Genomic DNA, 16424 nt, shown 5'->3' on the forward strand with positions numbered 1-16424 from the left:
GTGTTGTAGGAGCCGCAGGAAAAGTCCTGGGAAGTTTATGGTTTGAAAGACTGCTTTTGTTGTTCTTTATAACGCTGCAGATAATTAACTGCGCCGAAGGAAGTTCCGGGTGTGGCGTCCATTAATTGAACGCGCATGAATCAATCGAGCGCTACCAGCTTCATGGGATGGGTAGAGCATCCTGTCGGCGCGGCGTCAGCCGAATGCCGCGTTCAACAGGGCCGGCAAGGCGACGCCCGCTGCACTGGCGAGGGCGAAATCACGCTCGCCGTGCAACGGGCCGGGGGCGGGGTTGACGTGCAGGACGCTCGCGCGCAGGCGCCAGGCGATCTCGGGAATCTCCGCTGCGGGGTAGACCACGCCGGAGGTCCCGACGGAGATCAGCAGGTCGCATTGTTCGGCAGCCTGGAAGGCGTGGGTGATGGCGTCCAGCGGCAGGCTTTCGCCGAACCACACCACGCCGGGGCGCAGCGGGCCGCCGCAATGGGCACAGGCCGGCGGTTGCACGCGGCGGCCGGCCTCGGGTTCGTCCGGTACCGGCAGCGGCGCAACCGGCTCGCGCTGGCACTGGAAGCAGCGCGGGCGTTCCAGCTGGCCGTGCAGATGGGTGACGTCCTGGCTGCCGGCGCGCTCGTGGAGGTCGTCGACGTTCTGGGTGATCAGCGTGAGCCTGGGCACCTTGCTCGCCAGCGCGGCGATGGCCAGGTGCGCCGGGTTGGGCTGGGCACGGTGGACGACGCTGCGGCGCCATTCGTACCAGCCCCAGACCAGCGTCGGGTCCGCGCGGAAGGCTCCGGCGGTGGCCAGGGAGGCCGCGTCGAAACGCTCCCACAGCCCGGTAAGGCGGTCGCGGAAGGTGGGAATGCCGCTCTCGGCGGAAACACCAGCACCGGTGAACACCACGACGTGACGGGCCTTGCGCAGTGCATCGATGAACGCGGAATCGAGGATCATTGCGGGGCTTCCTGGGGCGTGGGCGCGCTTTCCAGGCGATTGCGCCCGGCGGCCTTGGCGCGGTACAGCGCGCGGTCGGCGGCTTCGATGAGGGCCTGTGGGCTGCTGTCGCTGCCGCTCGGCAGGGTGGCGATGCCGATGCTCGCGGTGATGCGGCCCAGGGGGCTGCCGGCGTGGGTGAGGTTGGCGCCCTGCAGGCGCTGCATGAATTGCTGGGCCACGGCCAGGGCGCCGTCAGGACCGGTGTTGGGCAGGATCACCGCGAGTTCCTCGCCGCCGTAGCGCGCGGCCAGATCGGCGGGACGCCGCACGCTGTCGGCGAGGACGCGGCCGATGCGCCGCAGGCAGTCGTCGCCGGCCGGATGGCCATAGGTGTCGTTGAAGCGTTTGAAATGATCCACGTCGATCAGCAGCAGCCCCAGTGGCGAACGTTCGCGGTGGGCGCGGCGCAGTTCGGCGAGCAGGTGCTCGTCGAAGCTGCGGCGGTTCTCCAGGCCGGTGAGCGGGTCCCGCGAGGCGAGCACTTCCAGCTGCCGGTTGGCCTTGAGCAGGTCCTCGCGGGCGTCGCGCAGCAGGCGCTCGGTGCCGATGCGGCGCTGGATGGCGAGGATCAGCAGGCTGCCGATGACCACGATGACCATCAGCAGGCCGAAGGCGATGGCCACCGTGCGCAGGGCGTCGGCGGCCCAGGCGGCGAGGGCTTCGTCCTTGCCGAGGGCGACCGAGGTGACCAGCGGGTAGCGCTCGTTCTTGCGGAAGGCGTAGATGCGCTCGATGCCGTCCAGCGAGGAGGCGAAGGTCGCGCTGCCGACCGTGGCGCTCTCCAGATACTGGGTGAAGATCGGCGAGCGCGACAGCACGCGGCCCATGTCGCTTTCGCGGAAGGGGTAGCGCACCAGCACCTGGCCGTTGCTGGTGGCCACGCCGATGGCGCCGGTCTTGCCGATGTCGATCTTGCCGAACAGGCGGAGGAAGTCCTGCACGCCGAGGGTGGCGACTATCACTCCGGCGAAGTTGCCCTGGGCGTCGTTGTAGCGGCGGCTGACCGTGATTACCCAGACGCCGGTGGCGCGGCTGTGGATCGGTTCGCCGATATAGGCGTCCAGCGAGGGATTGTCGCGGTGGTGGATGAAGTAACCGCGGTCGGCGCTGTTGGCACCGGGCGGGAAGGGGCCGTTGGAAGTCATCAGCCAGTTGCCCTGGGCATCGTAGATGCCGACGCCGTTGAGCTGTGCGAGCAGGTGTTGCTGGCTCCGCACCAGGTCGTTCAGCCGTTGCAGCTGGGGCGCGCCGCGTCCCTCGTGCTCCAGGCGTTCGGCCAGGCCGAGCAGCAGCATGGAACTCTGGGTGACGATGCCTTCGACGTAGGTATCCAGCGCCTGGGTGAGGTTGAGGTTGTGCGTGGTGGTTTCCGCCAGCGTGCGCTCGCGCGCCGACCACAGCTCCCACGCCGTGGCGGCGGCCACGGCAAGGCTGATGATCGACAGCAGGAGGATGGCAAGACGGATGTCGCGTTTCACTCTGGCCTCGTTGGGTCGGTCCCTGTGGCGGTTGCCGTGCTTGGCGGGCATCGTCCGCAGCGAGTGCAGGGAGACGCCGGCCGCGCTCACCGGGTTACGTGTCGTTCGTCAGACGCCCTGCATACCGCTGAGTTGCACACGGTTGCGACCTTTCTGCTTGGCGACGTACAGGTGCTGGTCGCAGCGGGCGAGCAACTCGCGTGGCTCCTGCAGCCCGCTTTCGTTGGCCATGGCTGCGCCGAGGCTGATGGTCAGGTGGCGCAGGCTGTCGGGCCGGTAGAAGTGCTCGATGCCCAGGCTCGCCACCTGTTCGCGCAGCCGTTCGGCGACGCAGCGCAGGTCCTCGGCGCTGGTCGCCTCCAGCAGGATGGCGAACTCCTCGCCGCCATAACGATAGACGTTGGCGCGCCCGCCGCGCAGGGTGCCCACCAGGCTTTCGGCCACCTGGCACAGGCAGCGGTCGCCGGCCTGGTGGCCGTAGTGGTCGTTGTAGGGCTTGAAGTAGTCGATGTCGGCCATCAGCAGGGCGAAGGGCCGCCCGTGGGCACGCATGCCGTGCCAGCTCTCGTTGAGCTGCAGGTCCAGCGAGCGGCGGTTGCCCACGCCGGTGAGGCCGTCGGTGGCGGCCAGCTCCTGCAGGCGCAGGTTGAGTGCGGCCAGCTCGGTGCGCTGGCGTTTTTCTTCGAGGTCGGCGAGGAAGGCCTGGCGCACGCCCTTGATGTTGGTCCAACTGATGAACAGGCTGAACAGCGCGATAGGCAGGTAGACCAGGGTGAAGATCAGCAGCGGCTTGGCGGCGCCGTCGTGGATCAGCCAGACGTTGTAGAGAATGATCGCCGTGATGATCGCCGAGACCAGCGCGATGCCCTTGAAGGAGTAGCGCACGCCGAGATTGCCCAGCAGCACGAACACCACCGAGGCGTAGAGGAAGAAGGGCACGTCCGGCGAGGCGCTGCGCTTGAGCAGTTCGAACCAGGCGATGGTGGAGATGATGTCGTGCACCGGCATCAGCAGGTCCATCACCAGCACGCTGCGGCTGAAGCGGAACACCAGGAAGATGTTGATCAGGCCGATCAGGCTGAGGCCTGTGCGCAGGAACAGCGATTCCCTGGCCATGTCCGGGATGAGCAGCGCGTCGGCCAGTACGTAGGAGTCGTAGGCGGCCATGGCGATGAAGTTGATCGCCAGCAGGAAGCGCCGGTAATGCTGGATCACATACGCCTTGTAGGCATCCTGCAGGCGCGGTGGAATTCTCCCCTGGTACTGCTGCCGGGGAGGAACGGCGGGGAACTCGGGTGCGGTCATCGAGAGTGGGAGCCTGTGTCTGCCATCCAGGGCGAATGCTGGCCAAGGGCTAGAGTAGGGTGCGGCACCATCGCCGTCCAGCGGGGCGATGCACAGGCTGTACCAAAACGTCGGTTCCCGCGGATTGGCTCTGTCAACGGGGTCGCTAATGGATCTTTATAGGGAGCCAATGCGGCGGCATGATGACCGCCATCATCTGCTGTCGAGGCCTGACATGTACGTACCTGCGCATTTCGAGGAAGCCCGCCCGGACGAGCTGCACCGGCTGATCCGCGACTATCCCCTGGGCATCCTGGTCACCGGCCATGACGGCCTGCTGGACGCCAACCACCTGCCGTTCGAGCTGGAGCTCACCGGCGAGAAGCCGCTGCTGCGCGCCCACGTCGCCCGCAACAACCCGGTCTGGCAGGAGGCCGACGGCGAGGAGGTGCTGGTGATCTTCCGTGGCGAGCATGCCTACGTCTCGCCCAACTGGTACCCGAGCAAGCACGAGGCGCACCGCCAGGTGCCGACCTGGAACTACCAGGTGGTGCACGTTCGTGGTCGCCTCAAGGTCATGGACGAGGAGCGCTTCGTGCGCGGTGTGGTCGGCCGCCTGACGCGCACCCACGAAGCGAGCGAGGAGAAGCCCTGGAAGATGAGCGACTCCACCCCGGAATTCATCAGCGGCATGCTGGCGAACATCGTCGGCATCGAGGTGGAGATCGGCGAGATCATCGGCAAGTCGAAGCTCAGCCAGAACAAGGAAGAGCGAGATCGCCTGGGTGCCGCCGAGCGGCTGGAGCAGCTCGGCAGTGGCGAGCTTTCCGCAGCGATGAAGGGCGCGCTGGGCTGAGTCCGTGCCGGTGAGGCCCGTTCCAGACATGTCCGCATGTTTCGAAGGGTTGGCGGATCGGTTGCGTGGAATGTAATAATATTACAATTCACTCGCAATCGATCTCGCCCATGACCTCCGCACTGAGCCCCGCAATACCTTCTATTGCCAAAACCGCCACGCGACTCCACTCCATCGACGCCCTGCGCGGGCTGGTGATCCTCTTCATGCTGCTGGACCACGTCCGAGAGACGTTCTACCTGCACCTGCAGGTGAGCGACCCGATGGACGTGACCCAGACCGACCCCGCGCTGTTCTTCAGCCGCACCCTGGCGCACCTGTGCGCGCCGGTGTTCGTCTTCCTCACCGGGCTTTCCGCTTTCCTCTATGGCGAGAAACACGAGGGCCGCGCGGCGGTCTCGGCCTTCCTGTTCAAGCGCGGGCTGTTCCTGGTGCTGCTGGAAATCACCCTGGTGAACTTCGCCTGGACCTTCCAGTTTCCGCCGCAGGTCATCTACCTGCAGGTGATCTGGGCCATCGGCCTGAGCATGCTGGCGCTTTCCGCACTGGTCTGGCTGCCGCGCGCCACGCTGGTGGTGCTGGGAGTGGCGCTGGTGGCCGGGCACAACCTCCTCGATGGGCTGCACTTCGCGCCCGGCCACTGGGCACACGTGCCCTGGGCGGTGCTGCATGACCGCGGCTGGATCGAGGTGGGCGATGCGCTGCGCTTGCGCACGTCCTATCCGTTGCTGCCGTGGATCGGGGTGATTGCCCTCGGGTATGCCGTCGGCCCCTGGTTCGGTCGTTCTGCCGATGCTGCCCGGCGCACCCGCAACCTGCTGCTGGCGGCGGCCATCGCGCTGGGCGGATTCATCGCCCTGCGCCTGAACAACGGTTATGGCGAGAAGCCCTGGGGCGATGGCGATACCGACCTGCAACTGCTGATGAGCTTCTTCAACATCACCAAGTACCCACCGTCGCTGCTGTTCCTGGCGCTGACCCTGGGCATCGGCCTGCTCCTGCTGGTGTGCTTCGAGCGCCGAGGGCAGGGCGCACTGGCGCGCTGGCTGGCGGTGTTCGGTGCGGCGCCGATGTTCTTCTACCTGCTGCACCTCTATGTGCTGAAGCTGCTGTACCTGGCCGCCGCGGCAATCTGGGGGCTGAACCACGGGCAGTACTTCGGCTTCGATTCGGTGTGGGCGGTCTGGGTTGGTGCGCTGGTGCTGATCGTCGCCCTGTACCCGCCGGTGCACTGGTTCGCCGGGCTCAAGGCCCGTCGTCGCGATATCACCTGGCTGAAGTACCTGTGAGGCTGCGCAGTTCCGCTGTGCTGCTGGCGCTGTCCGCGCCGGCGTTCGGCGCGGCGCAGGAGGAGTCCGGCGGTTTCGTCGAGGACAGCCGCTGGAGCCTGCTCAACCGCACGGTGTTCGACCAGCGCGAGTACCGCCACGGCGATCGCAACAGTGGCGCGCGCAATGCCTACAAGCCGCGCAGCGAGCGCAATGGCTATGCGGAGGAGTGGGCATACGGGCTGATGGGCAGCCTGCAGTCAGGCTTCACCCGGGGCAGCGTCGGATTGGGGTTGGACGCCCACCTCTACCAGGGCGTGCTGCTGGACAGCGGCGGTGGGCGTGCCGGCAAGGCACGGCTGGTGGGCCTGGATAACGAAGGCCACCCCAAGGACAGCTTCGCCCGCGGCGGCGCGGCGTTGAAGGCGCGGATGTCTTCGACCACCCTTTGGTGGGGCGAGCAGCGGGTGAAGACGCCGGTGTTCAGCTCGTCCGACAGCCGCCTGCTGCCGGAAACGGCGACCGGTTTCTTCCTCTCCAGCGAGGAGCTCTCCGGGCTGCGACTGGTGGCCGGGCACTTCACCGAAAGCACCGACCGCAATGCCTCCAGCCATGATCGAGGCTTCGTGGTGAACTACTCCAACGCCCGCCAGGGCGATGCCTTCGATCTCGCGGGCTTCACCTACGCGCCAGCCAAGTCGGCAAGCCTGAGCCTCTTCACCTCGCGCTACGAGGACAGCTGGCGCCAGGACTACCTGGGCGGCACCTTCAGCCAACCACTGGGCGCGGGGCAGGACCTGTCGCTGAACCTCAACCTCTACCGCACCCGAGACACCGGTCAGGCGCTCTCCGGGCGCATCGACAACACCACCTGGAGCCTGCTCGGCGGCTACGGTTTCGGCGCACACCGGCTCAGTGTCGGTTACCAGCAGGTCGAGGGCGACACGCCGTTCGACTACGTGACGCGTGGGGCGATCTTCCTCACCAACGCAGTGCAGCTATCGGACTTCAATGCGCCCAACGAACGCTCCTGGCAGTTGCGCTATGACCTGGACCTGGCTTGCTTCGGCGCGCGGGGGTTGTCGATGGCGGCGGCCTACGTGCGTGGCACGGACATCGATGGCAGCCACGTCGACCCGCGTGGCGGCTACGCGTACCTGGGGTACGGCGAGGGCGGCAAGCACTGGGAGCGCGACCTGATGCTGCAATACCGCGTGCCGGAAGGCCCGGCCAAGGGGCTGCGGCTGGTGCTGATGCACAACAGCCACCGCGCCAATGCTGCGCAGGCGGAGCTCAATACCGATCAGCTGAGGGTTGCCGTGGAATACCCGCTGGACGGCGGCTTCTGATCAGAGCCCGCCGAGCAGGTCGTGGGCGTCGAGCAGGCGCCAGGCGATCTCCGGGTTCCTCTCCAGGCCCCGGCGGATCGCGGCGGGTATGGCCTGGCGGGTCTTGCGACAGAGACCGGGCTGCTCGTCGAAGTCGAATTCGATGCCGCGCATGGTGCGCACTTCGTTGAAGCCGGGGGCGATGTGCAGGCGGATGCCAAGCTGCTCGTAGAGCTTGTGCTGCATGCGCTGCAGGTCGGACAGGTCCTTGAGGTTCTCCAGCCGCTCCAGCAGGCGCTGCTCCTCGTGCCGGGTGAGCAGCAGGATGCGCAGGTCGGCGTCGGGCTGTTCCAGCAGGCGTTCCCGGTCGCAGTTGCAGGCGCCGGGCGGGCATTGCTGGCGGAGCGGGGGAGTGGCGGTCATGTCCCGATCATAGCGGGGGATCGGGGAATTGCGCAGGGAGATTGCTCTTTGTAGGAGCGAGGGTGACGCCTGGTTCTTGCTCGCGAACGAATTTCCCGGCACCTCAGATGCTGGGCTGTTCGCGAGCAAGCTCGCTCCTACACGTCCAGGTCAGCCTCAGTGCGCCGGCTTGCGAATGGTCTTGAGCAGGTCTTCCGGGCTGATCTGCCCGACGATGTTGCTCACGCCTTCGCTGCCCGGTTGCGGCAGGCCGAGGATGTGGCCCTTGATCTTGCCGATCACGTGCATCTCGCACGGCTTGCAGTCGAACTTCAGGGTCAGCACTTCGTCGCCGTGGATCAGCTGCATCGGCTGCACCTTGGTGCGCACGCCGGTGACGCCCTTGGCCTGTTTCGGGCACAGGTTGAAGGAGAAGCGCAGGCAGTGCTTGGTGATCATCACCGGCACTTCGCCTGTCTCTTCGTGGGCCTCGTAGGCCGCGTCGATCAGCTGTACGCCGTGGCGGTGGTAAAACTCGCGGGCCTTCTCGTTGTAGACGTTGTACAGGAACGACAGGTGCGACTCCGGGTACACCGGCGGCGGACTGGTTTCGGCCTTGCGGCCACCGCGCGGGTGGGCCTGCACGCGGGCTTCGGTGAGCGCTTCGATGGCTTCGCGGCGCAGCGACTTGAGCTGGGAATTGGGAATGAAGAACGCCTGCGGGGCGTCCAGCTCGATCTGGTCGGCGTGGTACTGGGTGGTGCCCAGTTGGCCGAGCAGGTCGTGCAACTGGTCCAGCGCCTGTTCCGGCTTGTTGGCGGCGCCGAACGGGCCGTCCAGGGCGACGCTGGCGCTGACGCCTTCCTCGCTGGTGGCGGTCAGTTCCAGGCGCTCTTCGCGCAGTTTTGCGACCCACGACAGGCCGACGCGACGCTCGGCGGAGGTCTTCTGCAGCGCCTGCTGCCAGTTGTGGTCGAGGTTGCGTGACAGCGGGTGGTTCGGGCGCAGGCGGTAGAGTCCCTCGGGCATCTCGTTGGGCTCGACGCGGTAGCGGTAGCGCTTCTCGCCGTCCTCTTCGAATTCACCTTTCGGCTCGGCGATGTTGGCGCGGAAACCGACCACTTCGCGCTTGACCAGCACGTTGAGGCCGTCGCCGTTGGACAGCGGGTCCTTGGTCACCACCAGCAGGTCGCGCTTGCCGACTTTCTCCACGGTGCCCACCGGCAGGCCGGTGAAGGTCGGCGAGTCGAAGGCGCCGATGTCGATCTTGCGGTCGCTGACGAAGTAGTCGGTGCTGCCGCGGTGGAAGGTCTTGTCCGGGTCCGGCACGAAGAAGTGATCGGTGCGGCCGCTGGAGGCGCGGGCCAGGTCCGGGCGCTCGGCGAGAATGCCGTCCAGGCGCTGGCGGTAATAGGCGGTGATGTTCTTCACGTAGCCCATGTCCTTGTAGCGCCCTTCGATCTTGAAGGAGCGCACGCCGGCGTCCACCAGGGCGCTGAGGTTGGCGCTCTGGTTGTTGTCCTTCATCGACAGCAGGTGCTTCTCGAAGGCCACCACGCGGCCCTGGTCATCCTTCAGGGTGTAGGGCAGGCGGCAGGCCTGGGAGCAGTCGCCGCGGTTGGCGCTGCGGCCGGTCTGGGCGTGGGAGATGTTGCACTGGCCGGAGAAGGCCACGCACAGCGCGCCGTGGATGAAGAACTCGATGGCGGCATCGGTCTCGTCGGCGATGGCGCGGATTTCCTTGAGGTTCAGCTCACGGGCCAGCACCAGCTGGGAGAAGCCGGCCTGATCGAGGAACTTCGCCCGCTCCAGGGTGCGGATGTCGGTCTGGGTGCTGGCGTGCAGCTCGATCGGCGGGATGTCCAGCTCCATGATGCCCAGGTCCTGCACGATCAGCGCATCGACGCCGGCGTCGTAGAGCTGGTGGATCAGCGCGCGCGCCGGCTCCAGCTCGTTGTCGTGGAGGATGGTGTTGATCGTGGTGAACACCCGCGCGTGGTAGCGGTGGGCGAACTCCACCAGCTGGGCGATATCGCTCACCTCGTTGCAGGCATTGTGCCGCGCGCCGAAGCTCGGGCCGCCGATGTAGACGGCGTCGGCGCCATGCAGGATGGCCTCGCGGGCGATATGCACATCGCGGGCAGGGCTGAGCAGTTCCAGATGGTGTTTGGGCAAGGACATGATTTCTTCTTTATCAGGCGTGCTTGTCAGGTATGACACGGGCAATCGCGCATTGTACCGGCCAAACGCCGCGCCGGCACCCGTGGCGTGCCGGGCGGCGTAACCCCCGGTCGTCCCGGCTGCCCCTGCAGGAGCGGGCCATGCCCGCGAACCGCGGACAACGTCCGCGCCAACTGCCGCTCCGATCCCATCGGCTAACCCTTTGTAGGATGGCGTGCCAGCGGACTATGTCCGCGTTGTTTCGGCGCGGGCAGGCATGGCCAGTTCCTACGGGTCGCACCGCCAGCTCCGGCAATTCTGCAAGGCCCTTGAGATGCCCTTGCAGAACTGCAAAGTGACCCTGCAACCCTGTCTATTCCGCGCTTTGCGGGCATGGATCAAGATTCGTTCGTCCTCTCGGAACACCTCTCCCCACTTTCAAGGAACCGAATCATGAACGCCAAGAAATCCCTGCTCGCCGCCTCCCTCACCCTGGCTATCGGCAACGTCTTCGCCGCCGGCAATCCCACCGTCGAACACAACACCCAGGCCTTCCTCGAAGCGCTGGAAGCCGGCAAGGGCCAGCCGCTGGAAACCCTCTCGCCCAAAGATGCCCGCGCAGTACTGACTGGTGCCCAGGCTTCGGTGAAGGTCGATCTCTCCGGCACCCAGGTCAGCGAGAAGACCGTGCAGACCGACGTCGGCCCGGTGAAGCTGACCATCGTCCGCCCGGCCGGCGTGAAGGGCACTCTGCCGGTGTTCATGTTCTTCCACGGCGGTGGCTGGGTGCTGGGTGACTACCCGACCCACGCCCGCCTGATCCACGACCTGGTGGTGAACTCCGGCGCGGTTGCTGTCTACGTCGATTACACCCCGTCCCCCGAGGCGCATTACCCGGTCGCGATCAACCAGGCCTACGCCGCGACCCAATGGGTCGCCGAACACGGCAAGGAGATCAACGTCGACGGCAAGCGCCTGGCTGTGGCCGGCAACAGTGTCGGCGGCAACATGGCAGCGGTAGTCGCGCTGATGGCCAAGGACAAGGGCACGCCCAAGCTGCGCTTCCAGGCGCTGCTGTGGCCGGTGACCGACGCCAGCTTCGAGACCGGCTCGTACAACCAGTTCGCCCAGGGACACTTCCTCACCAAGCCGATGATGCAGTGGTTTTGGGACAGCTACACCACCGACCCGAAGCAGCGCGCCGAGATCTACGCATCGCCCCTGCGCGCCACCACCGACCAGCTCAAGGGCCTGCCGCCGACCCTGATCCAGACCGCCGAATCCGACGTGCTGCGTGACGAAGGTGAAGCCTACGGTCGCAAACTCGACGCCGCCGGTGTGGCTGTCACTTCCGTGCGCTACAACGGAATGATCCACGACTACGGTCTGCTCAACGTGGTGAGCAAGGTGCCCGCGGTACAGGCCGCCATGCGCCAGGCCGGTGAAGAGCTGAAGGTTCACCTGCAGTAAGCCGCTTATCCAACCAGCCGCTTTCCTCCCTCGCCGCCGGGCGGGGGAGGCCACTTCTCCGGAGGGAACCCCCTTGAGCCAGCCCACGCCGCAAGAATCCGTCACCCTGATCATCCGCCACCGCGCCCGCCCCGACAGCGTCGCCGCCTATGAAGCCATCCTGCGCGAGCTGACCCGTGCCGCCAGCGAGTTCCCTGGCCATCTGGGCGTGGACGTGATGCGCCAGGGCGACCATTTCACCTCGGTCCTGCGCTTCGCCAGCGCCAATGAACTGCAGGCCTGGCTCGACTCGCCGCAGCGCCACGAGCTGATCGACCGCGCCAACCCGCACCTGATCGACGTCGAGCAGAAGGAACTGCACACCGCCCACGAATTCTGGTTCACCACCCCGGACACCCCCCACAAGCAGCCGCCGCGCTGGAAGCAGGCGGCCATCTCCTACCTGGTGATCCTGCCGCTGGTGATGCTGGTGCCGCAGCTCTGGCGCCCTCTGTTCGCCCAGGTCCCGCTGCTGGGCGGCTTCGTCCCGGCCAACATGCTCATCGTCGCGACCATCGTCCTGCTGGTGGTCTACGTTTTCATGCCACGGGCCACGCGCCTGTTCTCCGCCTGGCTCAATGCCCGCTGATCGAAAGAGGAACATCGCCATGTACGCCGACCTGATCCTGACCAACGGCCGCTTCCACACCGTCGACCGCGAGAAACCCGAGGCCACCGCCGTGGCCATCGCCGACGGCAAGTTCATCGCCGTGGGCACGGAAGCCGAGGCCATGGCCTTCCGCGCCGGCGCCACCCGCGTCATCGACCTCAAGGGGCGCACCGCGATCCCCGGCCTCAACGACTCGCACCTGCACCTGATCCGTGGCGGGCTGAACTACAACCTCGAACTGCGCTGGGAAGGCGTGCCGTCCCTGGCCGACGCCCTGCGCCTGCTCAAGGAGCAGGCCCTGCGCACGCCGTCGCCGCAATGGGTGCGAGTGGTAGGCGGCTGGAACGAATTCCAGTTCGCCGAGAGGCGCATGCCGACCATCGAGGAGCTGAACCAGGCGGCGCCGGACACCCCCGTGTTCGTCCTGCACCTGTACGACCGCGCGCTGCTCAACCGTGCCGCACTGCGCGTCGTCGGCTACACGAAAGACACGCCGAACCCACCCGGCGGCGAGATCGTCCGCGACAGCAAGGGCGAGCCCACCGGCATGCTGGTGGCACGGCCCAACGCGATGATCCTCTATGCGACCCTGGCCAAGGGGCCGAAGCTGCCGTTCGACTACCAGGTCAACTCCACCCGCCAGTTCATGCGCGAGCTGAACCGCCTGGGTGTCACCAGCGCCATCGACGCCGGCGGCGGCTTCCAGAACTACCCGGACGACTACCAGGTGATCGAACAGCTGGAGAAAGACAACCAGCTCACCGTGCGCATTGCCTACAACCTGTTCACCCAGAAGCCCAAGGAAGAACTGGCCGACTTCAAGAACTGGACCAGCAGCGTCCAGTACGGGCAGGGCAGCGACTTCCTGCGGCACAACGGCGCCGGCGAGATGCTGGTGTTCTCCGCCGCCGACTTCGAGGACTTCCTCGAACCGCGCCCGGACCTGCCCGGCACAATGGAAGCCGAACTGGAGCCGGTGGTGCGCCACCTCGTCGAGCAGCGCTGGCCGTTCCGCCTCCACGCCACCTACGACGAATCCATCTCGCGGATGCTCGACGTGTTCGAGAAGGTCAATCGGGACATCCCGTTCAACGGCCTGCACTGGTTCTTCGACCACTGTGAAACCATCTCGCCAAAGAACATCGAGCGGGTGAGGGCGCTGGGCGGCGGTATCGCCATCCAGGACCGCATGGCGTTCCAGGGCGAATACTTCGTCGACCGCTATGGCAAACAGGCCGCCGAAGCCACGCCGCCGATCAAGCGCATGCTGGCCGAAGGCGTGCCCGTTGGCGCCGGTACCGACGCCACCCGTGTCTCCAGCTACAACCCCTGGACCTCGCTGTACTGGATGGTCAGCGGCAAGACCGTTGGCGGCATGGAGCTGTACCCGGAAGGACTGCCTCGCAGCACAGCGCTGGAGCTGTACACCCACGGCAGCGCGTGGTTCTCCAACGAGCAGGGCAAAAAGGGAATGCTCAAGGTCGGACAGATGGCCGACCTGGCGGTGCTCTCGGCGGACTACTTCAACGTGCCGGAGGAAGAGATCAAGGCCATCGAGTCAGTGCTGACCGTGGTGGACGGCCGCGTGGTGTTCGGCAGCGGCGACTTCGAGCGCCAGGCGCCGAGCGCCATTCCGGTACTGCCGGACTGGTCGCCGGTAGCCAAGGTCCCCGGCCACTGGCGCCCGCAGGCACCGCTGCAGAATGCCGTGCACCAGTGCGTCGGCTCCTGCGGCGTGCATGGCCACAGCCACGAACGCGCCCGCCAGTCGAGCGTGCCGGTGAGTGATTTCCAGGGCTTCTGGGGCGCCTTCGGCTGTTCCTGCTTCGCCTTCTGACCCAAACGATGGCCCGCTCCTTGGAGGAGCGGGCCATGCCGCGACCTGCGGACAACGTCCGCGCTAACCGCCGCTGCATTTCCACCGACTGACTCTTTGTAGGATGGCGTGGAGCGCAGCGATACCCATCGATCCGCGCACCGACAGCATGGGTATCGCTTCGCTCCACCCATCCTACGTTTGCTCCAGTGGACTGCGTCCGCGTTGTTCCGGCGCGGGCTCGGTCGCAGGCATGGCCAGCTCCTACGGTGTGTTTCTCCTGAAGACTTACCAGGCACCCTTGTAGCTCGTAGGGCGAATAACCTGGAACAGGTTATCCGCCGGTTCAGTTGCGGCGGACAACGCTGGCGCGTTGTGCGCCCTGCGAACTGAGCAGAGCACCCTTGCAGGTGCGGGCCAGGCCCGCGATCGCGGACAAAGTCCACGCCCAGCGGAGTGCGTCAGTGCCGGGCATATCCCGCTCCTGCAATGGCCGCTCGCTACGGCGCGACGGCGCTGAACGCCCGCGCGATGGCGTCGATCACCGCTCGTACCCGCGCGGTATGGCGCACGTCCTTGTGGGTCACCAGCCACACGTCGTAGGGCTGGGGCGGGCGCTCCGGCCACAGGCGGACCAGTCCGTCCGTCTCGCCCATCGGCAGCGGCAATTCCCCTACGCCAAGGCCGGCGGCCAGGGCGCGGCGGACCATGAAGCCGGAAGTGCAGGTCATGGCGATGCGTCCGTGGATAATCGGCTCGCAGGCGAGAAATACTTCCTTGCCCGCGTCGATATACGGCTGATAGATCACCAGGTCGTGCCCGGCGAAGGCGCTCCCCGGTTCGGGAGCCCCGCGTTGCTCGACATACTGCGCGGAGGCGAACAGTCCGCTGCCCCAGCGTGCCAGGCGTCGTACGATCAGGTCAGGGTTTTCCGGCTGGTGGGTACGCACGGCGATGTCGGCTTCGCGCTTGCTCAGGTTGAGCATCTGCGTGGAGGTCTGCAGTTGCACTTCGATGCCCGGTTCCTCGCGGTGCAGGGCGGCGACCGCGGGGATGATGAAATCGGCGGCGAAGGAGTCGGTGGTGGTGACCCGCACCACGCCGCTCATGCGGTCGTCCATGCCGAGGATCCGCCGTTGCAGCTCGGCAGCGGACGACTCCATGGCCTGCGCTGCCGCCAGGGCGATCTCGCCGGCGGCGGTCAGGCTGTAGCCCGCCGAGGTGCGCAGGAACAGCGTCGCCTCCAGCGAACGTTCCAGCGACGCCAGGCGCCGGCCCACGGTCGCCTGGTCCACCGCGAGCACGCGGGCGGCGCCGCGCAGGGTCTGTTCGCGGCACAGGGCGAGGAACACCCGCGCGTCGTCCCAGTTCATCATGGCGAAATCCTCTTGATGCAAAAATGCGGTGCTGAGATGAAAACTCGCTGCATTATTTCATCTTCGCGCGACTTTATGATCCCCCCATCACCACTCAACGGCGCCGCCCTGACGGCGCGATAGGGGTTGTCATGAATACCGATGCTTCCCGCCTCGCCAGCCGAGGCTCCCTCTGGTTGCCGATCTGGGCGGGCCTCTGCGCCAGCCTGGTCGGCATCGGCCTGGCGCGTTTCGCCTACACGCCGCTGATCCCGGCGCTGATCGAGGCGCACTGGTTCTCGGCTTCCGCCGTGGTTTATCTGGGCGCCGCCAATCTTGCCGGCTACCTCGTCGGGGCGCTGGCCGGGCGCCCGCTGGCGGCGCGCTGGTCGAGCACGGCGGTGCTGCGCGGCATGATGCTGCTGGTCACGCTGTCGTTCTTCGCCTGCGCCTGGCCGCTGAACCAGGCGTGGTTCTTCTTCTGGCGGCTGGTCTCGGGGATTTCCGGCGGGGTGATCATGGTGCTGGCCGCCAGCACCATCCTCCCGCACGTGGCCGCCAATCGGCGTGGGCTGGCGAGCGGGGCGATCTTCCTCGGCATCGGCCTGGGCATCGCCGCCTCTGGCACCCTGGTGCCGCTGTTGCTGGCGCTGGGGCTGGTGCAGACCTGGCTCGGCCTCGGTTTGTTGGCCCTGGTGCTCAGCCTGAGCAGCTGGTTCGGCTGGCCACAGGAGCAGGCTCATCCCCAGGCGCACAGCGTTGAGGGCGTGCGCGCCTCGGCGGGCATCTACGTGTTGTTCGCCCAGTACGCGCTGATGGCCGCGGCACTGGTGGCGCCGATGATGTTCCTGGTGGACTACGTGGCCCGGGGCCTGGGCGCCGGTACCCACGGCGGCGCGCTGATCTGGACGCTGTATGGTGTCGGCGCCATCGTCGGGCCGGTGGTCTACGGCTTCCTCGCTGACCATCTCGGTGCGCGGGCGGCGATCCGCCTGGTGCTGGTGGCGCAATGCATTGCCCTCGGCCTGCTGCTGGAAACCGGCGACCTGCGCCTGCTGGGCGTGGCGAGCGTGGTGATCGGTTCGTTCCCGCCGGGCATCGTGCCGCTCGCGCTGGCGCGGGTGCATCAGCTGGTGCCCGGTCATGCTGCGCAGAACGCTACCTGGAGCCGCGCGACGGTGTCCTTCGCCAGCTTCCAGGCCATCGCCGGCTACGCCTACTCGGCGCTGTTCAGTGCAAGCCACGGGCATTACGCGCTGCTCTTCGCGGTGGCAGCGGGAGCCATAGTGCTGGCCCTGCTGATGGAGACGGCGCTGCTGTTCAAGGCCTCGCCCCAGTCCGGCGTGCCGGCCCGCGGCTGAC

At 66.7% G+C, this 16424-nt stretch carries 13 protein-coding genes; 7 read left to right on the plus strand and 6 right to left on the minus strand.

All coding sequences use genetic code 11. The features are described from left to right. Positions 1-195: 195 nt before the first annotated feature. From IB255_RS23760 to IB255_RS23770, 3 genes are all read right to left on the minus strand, one after another. A complete protein-coding gene (locus IB255_RS23760; protein ID WP_225594990.1) occupies positions 196-954 on the minus strand; it encodes an SIR2 family NAD-dependent protein deacylase in 759 nt (252 codons plus the stop codon). After that, on the minus strand, positions 951-2474 hold the full coding sequence (locus tag IB255_RS23765) for a sensor domain-containing diguanylate cyclase (RefSeq protein WP_081520551.1): 1524 nt from the start codon (positions 2472-2474) through the stop codon (positions 951-953). The genes IB255_RS23760 and IB255_RS23765 overlap by 4 nt, the downstream gene beginning before the upstream one ends. A gap of 108 nt (positions 2475-2582) precedes the next feature. Further along, on the minus strand, positions 2583-3779 hold the full coding sequence (locus tag IB255_RS23770; RefSeq protein ID WP_081520550.1) for a GGDEF domain-containing protein: 1197 nt from the start codon (positions 3777-3779) through the stop codon (positions 2583-2585). Positions 3780-3993: 214 nt separating this feature from the next. Between IB255_RS23770 and IB255_RS23775 the strand changes: the two genes are divergently transcribed. From IB255_RS23775 to IB255_RS23785, 3 genes are all read left to right on the plus strand, one after another. Further along, positions 3994-4614 carry an FMN-binding negative transcriptional regulator gene (locus IB255_RS23775; RefSeq protein WP_081520549.1) on the plus strand — a complete coding sequence of 207 codons (621 nt, stop codon included), beginning with the start codon at positions 3994-3996 and terminating at the stop codon, positions 4612-4614. 110 nt (positions 4615-4724) lie between these two features. Further along, positions 4725-5903 (plus strand): DUF1624 domain-containing protein, encoded by a 1179-nt coding sequence (locus IB255_RS23780; RefSeq protein ID WP_081520548.1) that lies wholly within the window; start codon positions 4725-4727, stop codon positions 5901-5903. Beyond that, entirely contained in the window at positions 5900-7231 is a 1332-nt protein-coding gene (locus tag IB255_RS23785) for an OprD family porin (RefSeq protein WP_230986171.1), read from the plus strand. The genes IB255_RS23780 and IB255_RS23785 overlap by 4 nt, the downstream gene beginning before the upstream one ends. On the opposite strand, the gene IB255_RS23790 is transcribed toward IB255_RS23785, so the two are convergent. Together IB255_RS23790 and IB255_RS23795 are read right to left on the minus strand one after the other, a co-directional pair. Next, the gene (locus IB255_RS23790; protein ID WP_081520547.1) at positions 7232-7633 is read right to left on the minus strand and encodes a hypothetical protein; all 402 of its coding nucleotides are present in this window, start codon (positions 7631-7633) and stop codon (positions 7232-7234) included. A 156-nt stretch (positions 7634-7789) separates the two neighbouring features. Next, complete coding sequence (locus IB255_RS23795; protein WP_081520546.1) at positions 7790-9793, minus strand: peptidase U32 family protein; 2004 nt, start codon at positions 9791-9793, stop codon at positions 7790-7792. 432 nt (positions 9794-10225) lie between these two features. Between IB255_RS23795 and IB255_RS23800 the strand changes: the two genes are divergently transcribed. The 3 genes from IB255_RS23800 (at position 10226) to IB255_RS23810 (ending at position 13728) form a co-directional block, all read left to right on the plus strand. After that, on the plus strand, positions 10226-11242 hold the full coding sequence (locus IB255_RS23800; RefSeq protein WP_081520545.1) for an alpha/beta hydrolase: 1017 nt from the start codon (positions 10226-10228) through the stop codon (positions 11240-11242). A 73-nt stretch (positions 11243-11315) separates the two neighbouring features. Further along, positions 11316-11870: an antibiotic biosynthesis monooxygenase gene (locus IB255_RS23805; protein ID WP_081520544.1), complete on the plus strand. Its 555-nt coding sequence runs from the start codon at positions 11316-11318 to the stop codon at positions 11868-11870. Between the two features lie 19 nt (positions 11871-11889). Continuing rightward, on the plus strand, positions 11890-13728 hold the full coding sequence (locus tag IB255_RS23810; RefSeq protein WP_081520543.1) for an amidohydrolase: 1839 nt from the start codon (positions 11890-11892) through the stop codon (positions 13726-13728). A gap of 479 nt (positions 13729-14207) precedes the next feature. On the opposite strand, the gene IB255_RS23815 is transcribed toward IB255_RS23810, so the two are convergent. Next, the gene (locus IB255_RS23815) at positions 14208-15080 is read right to left on the minus strand and encodes a LysR family transcriptional regulator (protein WP_081520574.1); all 873 of its coding nucleotides are present in this window, start codon (positions 15078-15080) and stop codon (positions 14208-14210) included. Between the two features lie 134 nt (positions 15081-15214). On the opposite strand from IB255_RS23815, the gene IB255_RS23820 reads away from it, so the two are divergent. Further along, positions 15215-16423: a YbfB/YjiJ family MFS transporter gene (locus IB255_RS23820; RefSeq protein WP_192210939.1), complete on the plus strand. Its 1209-nt coding sequence runs from the start codon at positions 15215-15217 to the stop codon at positions 16421-16423. The last annotated feature ends 1 nt before the right edge of the window (position 16424 follow it).

It is taken from the genome of Pseudomonas sp. PDM22, assembly GCF_014851965.1.
Classification (GTDB): Bacteria; Pseudomonadota; Gammaproteobacteria; order Pseudomonadales; family Pseudomonadaceae; genus Pseudomonas.